This is a genomic window from Micromonospora sp. NPDC003816 (assembly GCF_042874705.1).
Taxonomy (GTDB): domain Bacteria; phylum Actinomycetota; class Actinomycetes; order Mycobacteriales; family Micromonosporaceae; genus Micromonospora.
The window spans coordinates 1-13130 of sequence record NZ_JBIANP010000010.1; the positions used below are offsets into that span (position 1 = coordinate 1).

Here is a 13130-nt window from a genome sequence, read left to right on the forward strand (position 1 = left end):
GGCCCCACACCCCTTCGTGTTACACCCCTCCCCCTACCCCCCCCACCCCCCCCACCCGCGGCGGGCTCCCCCCCCCCCCCCCGGGCCCCCGCCGGGGGGGGGGGGGGGCGGCCCCCCCCCCCCCCCACGCCGGTCTAGAGCGCGGCCGCGGTGCGGACCAGCCTGGCCACCGACCGCGAGCGGCTGTGCGCGGGCCAGGCGAGCACGGTCGATACGTACGCGGCGTCGGTCAGCGGTACGGCGGTGTGCGCGCTCCACAGCCAGGACCGCGACGAGGCACAGAGGACCGCCATGGTGTGCCCGAGGGCGATCAACTGGGCCACCTGCGACTGGTCGTGGATCTCCGGCCCCGGGCCCGGTTCGTAGCTGCCGTCCGGACGCGGCCACCGGGCCACCGGCAGATCCGGCAGGTCACTGATCTCCGCCATGCTCAGCGAGGTACGCGCGGCGAGCGGATGCCGGGCCGGCAGGATCGCCACCTGCTGCTCGGTCAGCAGGTCCTCGGTGTCGAAGCCGGCCAGGTCGTCGAAGGGCCGCTGCATCAACGCCACGTCGGCGCGACCGTCCCGCAGCATCCGCGCCTGGTCCCCCATCCCGCACAACAGCACCTCGATCTCGGCCGCGCCGGGCTCCGCCGCGTACGCCGTGAGAAGTGTGCGCAGCAGCTCGTGGTTGGTGCCGGCCTTGGTGGCCAGCGTCAGTCGGTCCGGGGCGGTCGCCGCCCGACGGGTCCGGCGGGCGGCCGCCGACGTGGCGTCGAGGATCGTGCGGGCCTCGTCCAGCAGCACCCGACCCGCGCCGGTGAGCGTGACGCCGCGCCGGTCACGGTCGAACAGCGTCACCCCGAGACGCCGTTCGAGCTGCCGGATCGCCCGCGACAGCGGCGGCTGGGCCATGCCGAGGCGCTCCGCCGCGCGGGTGAAGTGCAGCTCCTCCGCCACGGCCACGAAGTACCGCAACTCGCGGGTCTCCAGCGTGTCCACCTCCCGACGGTACTGCGCCGATACCGGTGAGGTATCAGCACGGACCGAAACGGTGTAAGGACACCGCTGCCCGCCGCGCCACCATCGGCGTCATGAACGACACGAAGACCGCGCTGATCACCGGCGCGAACAAGGGACTCGGCTACCAGATCGCGGCCGGCCTGGGCGTACGCGGCTACCGGATCGCGGTCGGTGCCCGCGACGAGGCCCGGGGCGAGGCGGCCGTGAAGACGCTGCACGCCGCCGGGGTGGACGCGTTCACCGTGCCCCTGGACGTCACCAGCGACCGCAGCGTCACCGAGGCCGCCCACCGTATCGATCGCCAGGGCGGACGCCTGGACGTCCTGGTCAACAACGCCGGCATCTCCGGACCGACCGGGCCGGGGTGGGCGCAGGACCCGACCACCCTCGATCTGGACGTCGTCCGCGCCGTCGTTGATACCAACGTCCACGGCGTCATCCGGGTGACCAATGCGATGCTGCCGCTGCTGCGCCGCTCCCCCGCCCCCCGCGTCGTCAACGTCTCCAGCAGCGTCGGATCCCTCACCTGGCAGACCGATCCCACCGTCGAGGTCGGCCCGATCATGGCCGCCTACTCACCGACGAAGTCGTACCTCAACGCGGTGACCGTGCACTACGCCCGACAACTCGCCGGCACCGGCATCCTGGTCAACGCCGCCTGCCCCGGCCTGGTCGCCACCGACTTCACCGGCGGCCTCGGACGCCCGGCCGACGAGGCCGCCGCCACCCCGATCCGGCTCGCCACCCTGCCCGACGACGGCCCCACCGGCACCTTCTCCAACGACGACGGCCCCATCCCCTGGTGATCTCCGGCCGCCCCCTCGACCGCTCTCCGGCCACCGAGGGGGCGGCCCTCGGTCCCGGTCGCCCCGCGAGTGCTCTCGCGGGCGGCGTGCGCCTGACGACCGCCGACCACCTGACCCCGGCGTGCAGGGCGATCTCCGGCTTCCGGCCCGGCTGCTACGGCACCGCAGTCTCGCGGTCCCGGTGACCGGTGCCATACCGGGCGACGATGGTGCGGACGGCTTCTTCCACCACCGCCGTCGTGCGGGCCGGGGTCACCGTCCAGTCTGGAAGCAGAAGACGCGGCCAGAACAGGTAGTTGGAGATCATCCCGAGGAACTGCGTGGCGGCCATCTCCGGGTCGGCGATGTCCGCGGTCCCCGCGTCGCACTCCGCCAGGAGGTAGATCCGGACGGACTCGAAGTACGGCAGTTTGCCCTGCGAGAAGTGCGCCTTGGCCAACTCGGGAAAGCGTGGCAGTTCGGCGATGACGATGCGGAACAGATCGGTCATCTCCGGCTGGCTCACCAGCGTCGCGTAGCGCCGTCCGAGAGCCGTCAGCCCGGTCGTCAGGTCACCGGCGGGTGGCACGTCGGCGACGTCGCTCTCGGCCCACGAGTCGATGACGATGGCATCGAACAATGCCGCCTTCGTCGGAAACTGCTTGAACAGCGTCGCTTTCGACACGCCGGCGCTGTCGGCGACACGTGCCAGGGACGCCCGGTCGTAGCCCAACTCAAGGAAGAGCTCGGTGGCGGCCTGCACGATGAGCGCGCGCTTCTCCTCCGCCACGCGCTGGTGATAGGCCGACGGCGCTGGAGTCATGCGACCATCATAGCGAGGTGAGTGGGTTGACTCACCACCCGACAGGGCGTAACTTCGGGGTAGTGAGTCGCTCGACTCACCACCCGGTCTCGGGTAGTCGTCTCTCGTCCGTACTCGGAGGATCCGATGTCCCTCTTCGCTGATCAGACCGTTCTCGTGACCGGCGGCACCGGCGGGCAGGGGGCCAGCCACGTGCGGGCCCTGCACGCCGAAGGCGCCAACGTCGTCATCGGTGCCAGGAACGCCGAGCGTGGGGCTGACCTCGCCGCAGAGTTGGGCGACAGGGCGCGTTCCGTCCGCCTCGACGTGTCCCAGGAGGAGTCGTGGGCCGCTGCCGTCGCGGAAAGCGAGAACGCCTTCGGCGCACTCACGATCCTGGTCAACAACGCCGGGGTACAGAACCCGCCGGCCCTCATCGAGTCCACCGACGTGGCTACCTGGGCTCGCATCCTCGACGTCAACCTCACCGGCACCTTCCTCGGCATCAAGGCAGCCGCCCCGGCGCTACGGCGCGCGGGGGGAGGATCGATCATCAACATCGCCTCCACCATGGGCCTCACCGGCACTGCCTTCTATGCGCCCTACGCCGCCAGCAAGTGGGCGATTCGAGGGCTCACTCAGACCGCCGCCATCGAGTTGGGCCGCGACAACATCCGCGTCAACACCATCCACCCCGGGGTGATCGCCACCCCGTTCATCACCGAGCCGGCGGCCGGCGCCGACGCCCCGATCGCCGACTTCTACTCGCCCGAGCCGTTCGCCGTCCCGCGACTCGGGCAGCCCGCCGACATCACCGCGCTGCTGTTGTTCCTCACCTCGCCGCACGCGACCTTCATCACCGGCGCCGAGTACGTCATAGACGGGGGACTACTCCTCGGCCCCGCACTGCAGAAGGAAGCCGCGTGACCGGCGGCAGCGTCACTTGGCGTTGAAGTAGCTGGCCTCCGGGTGGTGCACCACGATGGCGTCGGTGGCCTGCTCCGGCATGAGCTGGAACTCCTCGGACAACTCCACGCCGATCCGCTCCGCGCCGAGCAGCTCCACGATCTTCGCCCGGTCCTCAAGGTCGGGGCAGGCCGGATAGCCGAACGCGTACCGGCAGCCCCGGTAGTCGGTGCGGAGCAGACCGGCGAGGTCCGTGGGGTCGTCGGCGGCGAGGGTACGGCCGTCGGGCAGGGTCAGCTCGGCCCGGACCCGCTGGTGCCAGTACTCGGCCAGCGCCTCGGTGAGCTGCACGGACAGCCCGTGCACCTCCAGGTAGTCGCGATACTCGTTGCGGGCGAAGAGCTTGGCCGCGTACTCGCTGACCGGATGCCCGACGGTGACCAGTTGCAGGGCGACCACGTCCAGGTCGTCGCCGCGCGGACGGAAGAAGTCGGCCAGACAGAGCCGCCGTTCCTGGCGCTGCCGGGGGAAGGTGAACCTGGCCCGCTCGGCGTGACCGTTCTCGTCCAGCACCACCAGGTCGTTGCCCTCGGAGTACGCCGGGAAGTAGCCGTACACCACGGCCGCCTCCAGCACCTTGTCGGCGATCAGGCGGTCCAGCCAGTAGCGCAGCCGGGGCCGGCCCTCGGTCTCCACCAGTTCCTCGTAGGACGGACCCTTGCCGCCGCGTGCGCCGCGCAGGCCCCACTGGCCCATGAAGGTGGCCCGCTCGTCCAGCAGCGCCGCGTAGTCGGCCAGCGGCACGCCCTTGACGACCCGCGTGCCGAAGAACGGTGCGCTCGGCACCGGCACGTCGGCGGCCACGTCGGAGCGGACCGAGGTGTCGCTCAGCTCCGGCAGCGACTCGGAGACGACGGCGCGCTGCCGTTCCCGACGGGCCCGGCGGGCCGCGAGGGCCGCCTCCCGCTCGGCGTCGACCACGGGAGCGCCGCCGCGCTTGGCGGTCATCACCCGGTCCATCAGAGAGAGTCCCTCGAAGGCGTCGCGGGCGTAGTGCACCTGTCCGGGGAACATCGACCGCAGGTCGTCCTCGACGTACGCCCGGGTCAGTGCCGCACCGCCGAGCAGGACCGGCCAGCGCTCCGCGACGCCGCGCGTGGCCATCTCGACCAGGTTCTCCTTCATGATGACCGTGCTCTTGACCAGCAGGCCCGACATGCCGATGGCGTCGGCGCGGTGCTGCTCGGCCGCGTCGAGGATGGCGGAGATCGGCTGCTTGATGCCGATGTTCACCACCTCGTAGCCGTTGTTGGAGAGGATGATGTCGACCAGGTTCTTGCCGATGTCGTGCACGTCGCCCTTGACGGTGGCGAGCACGATGCGGCCCTTGCCACCGTCGTCGTTCTTCTCCATGTGCGGTTCGAGGTACGCCACCGCGGTCTTCATCACCTCGGCGGACTGGAGCACGAACGGCAGCTGCATCTGGCCGGAGCCGAACAGCTCACCGACGACCTTCATGCCGTCCAGCAGGATGTCGTTGATGATGAGCAGCGGCGCGGTGCCAGCGGCCATCGCCGCGTCCAGGTCGGCCTCCAGGCCGTTGCGCTCGCCGTCGATGATCCGCCGCTTGAGCCGCTCGTTGAGCGGCAGCGCGGCCAACTCCTCGGCCCGGGTGGCGCGCGCCGACGCGGCGTCCACGCCCTCGAAGACCTCGATGAACCGCTGCACCGGGTCGTAGCCCTCGCGACGGCGGTCGTAGACCAGGTCGAGGGCGATCTCCCGCTGCTCGTCGGGAATCTTGGACATCGGCAGGATCTTGCTGGCGTGCACGATCGCCGAGGTGAGACCGGCCTGCACGCACTCGTGCAGGAAGACCGAGTTGAGCACCTGCCGGGCCGCCGGGTTGAGCCCGAACGAGACGTTCGAGATGCCCAGCGTGAAGTTCACGCCCGGCCAGCGGCGGGCGATCTCCCGAATCGCCTCGATGGTCTCGATGCCGTCGCGGCGGGTCTCCTCCTGACCGGTGGCGATCGGGAAGGTCAGCGCGTCGATCAGGATGTCGGCCCGGCGCAGTCCCCACCGGCCGGTCAGGTCCTCGATCAACCGCTCGGCGACGCGTACCTTCCACTCCGCCGTGCGGGCCTGGCCCTCCTCGTCGATGAGCAGCGCGACCACGGCGGCGCCGTGCTCGGCGACCACCGGCATGATCCGCGCGTAGCGGGAGTCCGGGCCGTCGCCGTCCTCGAAGTTGACCGAGTTGACCACGCACCGGCCGCCGAGCGTCTCCAGCCCGGCCTCGATCACCGCCGGCTCGGTGGAGTCCAGCATGATCGGCAGCGTGGAGGCGGTGGCGAAGCGTCCGGCCAGCTCCCGCATGTCGGTGGTGCCGTCGCGGCCGACGTAGTCGATGCAGAGGTCCAGCAGGTGCGAGCCGTCCCGGGCCTGAGCACGGGCGATCTCCACGCAGGACTGCCAGTCGGCGGCGAGCATCGCGTCCCGGAACGCCTTGGAACCGTTGGCGTTGGTCCGCTCCCCCACCATCAGCACGCTGGCGTCCTGCGCGAACGGCACATGGTGGTAGATCGAGGAGACACCGGCGTCGGCCCGCGGCTCGCGGGCCACCGGCCGCAGCTCGCGCATCCGCTCGGAGAGGACCCGGATGTGCTCCGGCGTGGTGCCGCAACAGCCACCGACCAGCGCGACGCCGTACTCGACGACGAACCGCTCCAGGGCGTCGGCCATGTCCTCCGGACCGAGCGGGAAGTACGCGCCGTCGGCGGTGAGCACCGGCAGGCCGGCGTTGGGCATCACCGACACCGGGATGCGGGAGTGCTGGGCCAGGTAGCGCAGGTGCTCGCCCATCTCGGCCGGGCCGGTCGAGCAGTTCAGCCCGATCAGGTCCACGCCGAGCGGCTCGATCGCGGTCAGCGCCGCGCCGATCTCGCTGCCCAGCAGCATGGTGCCGGTGGTCTCGACCGCGACGTGGCAGATGATCGGCACCTGGACGCCCGCCTCGGCCATGGCCCGCTTCGACCCGGTCACCGCTGCCTTGACCTGGAGCAGATCCTGGCAGGTCTCGATGATCAGCGCGTCCGCGCCACCGGCGATCAGACCACCGGCGTTCTGCTGGTACGCGTCGCGCAGCGTGGCGTACGCGGCATGCCCGAGCGTGGGCAGCTTGGTCCCGGGGCCGATCGAGCCGAGCACCCAGCGCGGCCGTTCCGGCGTCGAGTACGCGTCGGCGGCCTCCCGGGCCAGCCGCGCCCCCACCTCGGACAGCTCCCAGATCCGCTCGGGGATGTCGTACTCCGCGAGGTTCGGCAGGTTGGCACCGAAGGTGTTCGTCTCCACACAGTCCGCGCCCGCGGCCAGGTACGCCTCGTGCACCCCGCGCACCACGTCCGGACGGGTGACGTTGAGGATTTCGTTGCACCCCTCCAGACCGTCGAAGTCGTCGAGGCTCAGGTCCGCGGCCTGCAGCATCGTGCCCATCGCCCCGTCGGTGACGAGGATCCGGTCTGTCAGCGCATCGAGCAACGAAGTCCGCACGCTCTCAGGTTAGTGCGACCCGGGTGCCGCGCATCCCCACGTACGGCTCGTTCCCACAATGTGTCGCCGGGATCACCTGCCCGAATTCGACCACTATGCGAGCTACCGGTGGCCGATCCGGTCGCCACCGACGGTGGTGGCCAGCGCCGGATCCGGCGCGGCCGACGGGCCGGGTACGGGCGCGGCACGTAGGCTGACTGATGTGAGGGACATCAGCGACACCACCACGCACGGCGGGCGGCCGACCGGGGCCGTCGGCGACGAGCAGGGTGAGGTGACGGCGTGACCGAGTTCGACGGGTTGCCGGTGCTGCGATCCCCGGTGGCCATCGCCGCCTTCGAGGGGTGGAACGACGCCGCCGACGCCTCGACCGCGGCCGTGGAACATCTGGAACAGGTGTGGGAGGCGCGGCCGATCACGGAGCTGGACCCGGAGGACTTCTACGACTTCCAGGTCAGCCGGCCCACCATCACGATGGCCGAGGGCGCCACCCGACGGGTGGAGTGGCCGACCACGCGGTTCACGGTGGCCAGCCCGTCCGGCACCGAACGCGACGTGGTGCTGATCCGGGGCATCGAGCCGAGCATGCGCTGGCGCACCTTCTGCGAGCAGGTGCTGGAGATCTGCCACAGCCTGGAGGTCGAACGGGTGGTCCTGCTCGGCGCGCTGCTGGCCGACGTGCCCTACACCCGGCCACTGCCGATCAGCGGCAGCGCCTCCGACGCCGACGCCGCCCGCCGCTACCAGCTCACCCCCACCCGGTACGACGGACCGACCGGCATCGTCGGCGTGCTGCACGACGCCTGCACCCGCGCGGAGGTGGACGCGGTCTCGTTCTGGGTGCACGTGCCGCACTACGCCAACAACCCGCCCTGCCCCAAGGCCACGCTCGCCCTGCTGCACCGGGTCGAGGAGGTCCTCGACCTGCCGGTGCCGATGGCCGACCTGGCCGAGGAGGCCGCCGAGTGGGAGCAGCGCGTGCGCAGCGCCGCCGAGCAGGACGCCGAACTCGGCGAGTACGTCCGTGAGCTGGAGGAACGCGTCGGCGACGCGGGCATCACCCCGTTGACCGGGGACGAGATCGCGCAGGAGTTCGAGAAGTACCTGCGCCGCCGGGGCGGGTCCGCCGGCCCGACCGCCGGATCCTGGTAGCCCTTCCCCGTTTCTTCGCGACGCCCCGGACACGGTCCACGTGTCCGGGGCGTTCCTGTCTCGCTGGGCGTGTCCGTCGGGTGCTCGTTTCAGGGTGGCGCGGCACGCACCGCGTAGGGCATCCTAGGAACCTAGCTGAGGAGGTCGGGGATGCAGATCAACCCGGGTGCCGCGGAGTTCCCGCACCGGCAGATCGCCGCGCAGCTCAAGACGCAGATCCGCCGGGGCGACTGGGGTCCGGGTGAGCGTCTGCCGTCGATCCCGGCGATCGCCGAGATGTTCGGCGTGGCCAAGCAGACCGTGCAACGCGCCGTCGACCAGCTCCGCGTCGAAGGCATCCTGATCACCAAGCCCGGCTCCGGCACGTACGTACGCGGTACCCGGCGGCGACTCAACCGGCTCTCCCGAGGCCGCTACGGCGGCTTCCGGGGCTACCACACCGACCTGGCCGCCCGGTACCGGCAGCAACTCGTCGCCGTCGGCCGCTCCCCCGCACCGCCCGAGGTCGCCGACGCGTTCGGCGTACCCGACGGCACCGAACTGCTCTGCCGCCGCCACCTGGTCCGCACCGAGGACTCACCGGTCGAGGTGGGCGCCTCCTGGTTCCTGCCCACCGACACCGCCGGCACCACACTGGAACGCGCCGAGGCCTTCGGCCGCCCGCTCTACCAGGAGGCCGAGGAGGCCACCGGACGCCGGTACGCGACCGCCACCGACACGATCACCGCACGCCAGCCCAGCCGCGAGGAGGCGGAGACCCTCCAGATCCGGCCGGACACCCCGGTGCTGCACCTGCTGCACGTGGCGTACGACGAGCGGCGCAAACCGATCGAGGTCGCCCAGGCCACCTGGCCCGGCCCGGTCACCACGCTGACCGAGGAGTACCCGATCCCCGCCCCCACCAGCACCCCCGACCCCGACCCCGGCCTGGTCCTCGGCTGACCCCGCTCCCCGGTCCGCGCTCCGGGCCACGCGTCACTGGCGGGGCCCACGTGTCGCCGATCATGGACTTACGGCAGGGTCATATCGACTCATAAACCAGCGAAACGACTGCCACCACTCCATGATCGACGCAGGCGCAGGCACAGCGCGGCGTGGGGGTCAGAGGCGGATGCCGAGGAGGGCGTCCAGGGTGGTGGCGAAGAGGGCCGGAGCGGACGGATCCTCGACGTCACCGGCCAGCGTGCGGTCGGCCCACTCGTCGGCCAGGCGTACGGCACCCGGGGAGTCGAGGTCGTCGGTGAGGCGGTCGCGTACGCCGGAGAGGAAGGTCTCGCCGGACGGCCCGGCGGGCGCGACGGCGGCCCGGCGCCAGCGGGCCAGGCGCTCCTCTGCGGTGGTCAGCAGGTCGCCGGTCCAGGAGCGGTCGGCGCGGTAGTGGCCGGTGAGCAGGGCCAACCGGACGGCCATCGGGTCGACCCGGTCGGCGCGCAGCCGAGAGACGAAGACGAGGTTGCCGCGGGACTTGGACATCTTCTCGCCGTCCAGGCCGATCATGCCGGCGTGCACGTAGTGCTCGGCGAAGGGCAGCGTGCCGGTCAGCCGTTCGGCGTGCGCGGCGGAGCACTCGTGGTGCGGGAAGACCAGGTCGTTGCCGCCGCCCTGGACACCGATGGTGGCGCCGAGCAGGTTCAGCGCGATGACGGTGCACTCGATGTGCCAGCCGGGGCGGCCGGGGCCGAGGTCGCCGCCCGGCCAGGAGGGTTCGCCCTCGCGGGCGCCGCGCCACAGCAACGGGTCCAGCGGGTCGCGCTTGCCGGCCCGGTCCGGGTCGCCGCCGCGCTCGGGGAAGATCTCCAGCATCTCGTCCCGGGACAGGTTCGACTCGTAGCCGAAGCGCGGTGCGGTGGAGACGTCGAAGTAGACGTCGCCGGTGCCGTCCTCGATGCGGTACGCGGCGCCGTCCTTGAGCAGCAGCAACACCTTCTCGGCGATGTCCGGGATCGACTCCACGGCGCCGACGTAGTGTGCCGGCGGGATGATCCGCAGCGCCTCCATGTCCTCCCGGAACAGCGCTGTCTCCCGCATCGCCAGGACCTTCCAGTCCTCGCCGTCGCGTTCGGCGCGCTCCAGCAGGGGGTCGTCGATGTCGGTGACGTTCTGCACGTACCGCACCTCGTGTCCCGCGTCGCGCCACATCCGCTGCACCAGATCAAAGGTGATCATGGTGGCGGCGTGTCCCAGGTGGGTGGCGTCGTACGGGGTGATACCGCAGACGTACATGGAGGTCGGTCCCTCGGTCGGGTGCACACCCTGCCGCGCCGAGTCGTACAACCTCAGCGGCCCACCCCTGCCCGGCAGCCGCGGCACCTCGTGCCCCACCCAAGACTCCATGACCGCCAGCCTAGCCAGCCGACCGTAGGCGTCACGCCGGGCTCTCCAGTGATCAAGCCGACATGGTCACACCGGCGGCCACGGCACGGCCGGCCAGTCGTGGGACGGCTGCGGGAAACGGCACTCCTCGCGGAGCCGACCGATCCGAGCGGCCAGTTCGGTGATCTCACCGATGGTGAGGTGGTCGGCGAGGTCGTCGCCGAGCGGACCGGCGACCTGGACGGCGAGCCGGTCCAACGTCTCGACGGCGTCGGGCGGCAACTGTCGGCCAGCCCAACCCCACAGCACCGTCCGCAGCTTCTCCTCCACATGGAAGCTGACGCCGTGGTCGACGCCGTACAGCCGGTCGTCCGGACCGACCAGCACATGGCCGCCCTTGCGGTCGGCATTGTTGATCACCGCGTCGAGCACCGCGAGTCGGGCCAGTCGCGGGTCGTCGGCGTGGGCCAGCGCGTACGCCGTGCCGTCGTCGTCGCGGGCCGCCGCCACCGGGAACCAGCGGGGCGGTACGGCGTCGGCCGGCACGAACCCGACGAGCGGCTCGGCGTCGTCCGGCTCGTCGATCCACAGTTGGCAGGAGCCCGGGCCGAACGGGCCGTCCCGCAGCACGGTGGGCGGCACCAGGTCCCAGCCGCTGGCGGCGGAGACCAGGAAGGCAGCCACCTCCCGGCCCGCCAGCGTGCCGTCCGGGAAGTCCCACAGCGGGCGCTCACCGCGTACCGGCTTGTAGACGCAGCGGGCGGTCGCGCCGTCCAGGGTGAGGACACCCCGCAGGGTGGTGTTGGAGGCGTCGACCAGCCGGCCCTCGATGCTCAGGTCACCGTCGCGCAGCAGCCGCAACGCCGCGCCACCGTCCTGCCGAGGTGCCAGGCCGGACGAGGTCACCGGTGGTAGCCGTTGTTCCGGGGGCAGAGGTGGCCGGCCGGGTCGAGCGGCTGGCCGCACAGCGGACACGGGGGACGGCCGGCGTTGACCACCCGCCGCGCCCGCTCGATGAACTCGCGGGTCGCCTCCGGCGTCAGCCGGACCCGGAGCCGGTCGAGGTCCTCGTCCGGCTCGACGTCGTCGGCCTCGTCCTCCTCCGACTCCCCCAGCTCCAACTCGCTCTCCGCCTCGCCGACGGCGATCGCCTCGATGACCACGGTCGCGGTGTCCGCGTCGAAGGCCAACCCCAGGGTGCCGACCCGGAACTCCTCGTCGACCGGCGTCTCCAACGGCTCGTTGTCGCCCAGTGCGGCGGGAGCCTCGGGCAGGTCGACGCCGAAGCGGCGCTGCGCCTCGGTGAGCAGTTCCTCCAGCTTCTCGGCGAGCAACGAGACCTGGACCTTCTCCAGCGCGACGCTGACCACCCGGCCGCCGCCACGGGCCTGGAGGAAGAACGTACGCTCCCCCGGCGGCCCGACGGTCCCGGCGACGAACCGCTCAGGCGGCTCGAAGGCGTGCACCTGGTGCGTCATACCCACGACCCTATCCGGCGGCCCGACACGCCGCGCACCCCACCAAGCCGCGTCACCGGGCGCCACCCGCGCCACCGCCGACGGCGGCGTCCGAGTCCGCCGGCCGGGTCGCCCGGCGACGCCGCTTGCGGACCGGCGGCACCAACCCGGTCAGGTCGCCGCCGACGTCGTTGAGGCGTACCAGGAAGGGACGCAGCGGCGTGTAGCGGATCGCGGTCACCGACGCCGGGTCGACCACGATGCGCTGGAAGAGATCCAGGTGTACGCCGAGCGCGTCGGCGACGATCGCCTTGATCACGTCACCGTGGCCACAGGCCAGCCAGACCGCCTCCGGGCCGTGTTCGGCGGTGATCCGGGCGTCCCAGGCGCGTACCGCCGCGACCGCGCGGGCCGCCATCTGCGCCATCGACTCCCCCTCGGGGAAGACCGCCGCGCTCGGATGTTGCTGCACCACCGCCCAGAGGGGCTCCTTGGCCAGCTTCTTCAACGGCTGGCCCTCCCAGGTGCCGTACCCGCACTCGATGAGCCCGTCCTCGACGACCGGCACGGCCTGCGGAAGGGCGAGTTCCAGGGTCTGCCGGCAGCGGATCAGCGGACTGGTCACCACGGCGGCCAGCGGCAGGCCGCCCAGCCGCTCGCCGACGGCGCTGGCCTGGGCGCGGCCGGTGTCGTCCAGCTCGACCGGTTGCCGACCGGCGAGGCCGCCGTCGGCGTTGGCGGTGGTGCGTCCGTGCCGCAGGAGGAGAAGAGTCGCCACCCGCACCACCCTAGGCCCTCGCCGCCGCCCGTCCCGGCCCGTCCCGCCGCCAGCACGAACCCGGACATACCTCACACGCCCGGGGGTGGGTGCGCAAGGAGGGGTCCCCTGCTAACGCCTGGTGCATAGCAGGGGACCCCTCCTAACATCCGGGTACGAGGAGAGCCGCGCGACGCATCTGGGTGATATGTCTGCTACGCCCTAGTTGGCGATGGAATTCTCGTCGGCCGCGTGTCGTTGTAATGAGGGACCGGCCAGGCCAGCGCCCGAGACGGCTACGCCGGATCCCCACGGGAATGGCCCGCCTCCGCCAGTCGTTACACCCGGACCCGGCACCACGAGCGGCCACCACACCCCGCCAGCCAGGGCCACCCCCAACAAAGC

General features: G+C 71.7%; 11 protein-coding genes. 4 read left to right on the top strand and 7 right to left on the bottom strand.

Features of this window, described 5'->3' with window-relative positions:
• Nucleotides 1-134 precede the first annotated feature (134 nt).
• Nucleotides 135-974: a LysR family transcriptional regulator gene (locus ACFYTT_RS25000; protein WP_387262942.1), complete on the bottom strand. Its 840-nt coding sequence runs from the start codon at nucleotides 972-974 to the stop codon at nucleotides 135-137.
• Between the two features lie 101 nt (nucleotides 975-1075).
• Between ACFYTT_RS25000 and ACFYTT_RS25005 the strand changes: the two genes are divergently transcribed.
• Nucleotides 1076-1810 carry an SDR family NAD(P)-dependent oxidoreductase gene (locus ACFYTT_RS25005; RefSeq protein ID WP_176094321.1) on the top strand — a complete coding sequence of 245 codons (735 nt, stop codon included), beginning with the start codon at nucleotides 1076-1078 and terminating at the stop codon, nucleotides 1808-1810.
• A 154-nt stretch (nucleotides 1811-1964) separates the two neighbouring features.
• Here ACFYTT_RS25005 and ACFYTT_RS25010 read toward each other — a convergent pair whose 3' ends face one another.
• Entirely contained in the window at nucleotides 1965-2612 is a 648-nt protein-coding gene (locus tag ACFYTT_RS25010) for a TetR/AcrR family transcriptional regulator (RefSeq protein WP_176094322.1), read from the bottom strand.
• Nucleotides 2613-2738: 126 nt separating this feature from the next.
• On the opposite strand from ACFYTT_RS25010, the gene ACFYTT_RS25015 reads away from it, so the two are divergent.
• Nucleotides 2739-3518, top strand: coding sequence for an SDR family NAD(P)-dependent oxidoreductase (locus ACFYTT_RS25015; RefSeq protein ID WP_176094323.1), 780 nt, complete (start codon nucleotides 2739-2741; stop codon nucleotides 3516-3518).
• A gap of 12 nt (nucleotides 3519-3530) precedes the next feature.
• On the opposite strand, the gene metH is transcribed toward ACFYTT_RS25015, so the two are convergent.
• Nucleotides 3531-7046, bottom strand: coding sequence for a methionine synthase (gene metH, locus ACFYTT_RS25020; protein WP_176094324.1), 3516 nt, complete (start codon nucleotides 7044-7046; stop codon nucleotides 3531-3533).
• 282 nt (nucleotides 7047-7328) lie between these two features.
• Here metH and ACFYTT_RS25025 point away from each other — a divergent pair, with 282 nt between their 5' ends.
• Both ACFYTT_RS25025 and ACFYTT_RS25030 read left to right on the top strand, forming a co-directional pair.
• The gene (locus tag ACFYTT_RS25025; RefSeq protein WP_117229830.1) at nucleotides 7329-8198 is read left to right on the top strand and encodes a PAC2 family protein; all 870 of its coding nucleotides are present in this window, start codon (nucleotides 7329-7331) and stop codon (nucleotides 8196-8198) included.
• Between the two features lie 150 nt (nucleotides 8199-8348).
• Nucleotides 8349-9140 carry a GntR family transcriptional regulator gene (locus ACFYTT_RS25030; protein WP_131053433.1) on the top strand — a complete coding sequence of 264 codons (792 nt, stop codon included), beginning with the start codon at nucleotides 8349-8351 and terminating at the stop codon, nucleotides 9138-9140.
• A gap of 159 nt (nucleotides 9141-9299) precedes the next feature.
• Here the strand turns inward: ACFYTT_RS25030 and mshC are convergent, their stop codons facing one another.
• The 4 genes from mshC to ACFYTT_RS25050 all read right to left on the bottom strand — a co-directional run bounded on the left by mshC (nucleotide 9300) and on the right by ACFYTT_RS25050 (nucleotide 12755).
• Nucleotides 9300-10532, bottom strand: a complete 1233-nt coding sequence (gene mshC / locus ACFYTT_RS25035; RefSeq protein ID WP_387262756.1) for a cysteine--1-D-myo-inosityl 2-amino-2-deoxy-alpha-D-glucopyranoside ligase — start codon at nucleotides 10530-10532, stop codon at nucleotides 9300-9302.
• A 66-nt stretch (nucleotides 10533-10598) separates the two neighbouring features.
• Nucleotides 10599-11417, bottom strand: a complete 819-nt coding sequence (locus tag ACFYTT_RS25040) for an SCO1664 family protein (protein WP_387262759.1) — start codon at nucleotides 11415-11417, stop codon at nucleotides 10599-10601.
• Entirely contained in the window at nucleotides 11414-11989 is a 576-nt protein-coding gene (locus ACFYTT_RS25045; RefSeq protein ID WP_131053436.1) for a DUF3090 domain-containing protein, read from the bottom strand. Before ACFYTT_RS25045 ends, ACFYTT_RS25040 begins: the two co-directional genes overlap by 4 nt.
• A 52-nt stretch (nucleotides 11990-12041) precedes the next feature.
• Nucleotides 12042-12755, bottom strand: a complete 714-nt coding sequence (locus ACFYTT_RS25050) for an MSMEG_4193 family putative phosphomutase (RefSeq protein ID WP_176094327.1) — start codon at nucleotides 12753-12755, stop codon at nucleotides 12042-12044.
• Nucleotides 12756-13130: the final 375 nt, after the last annotated feature.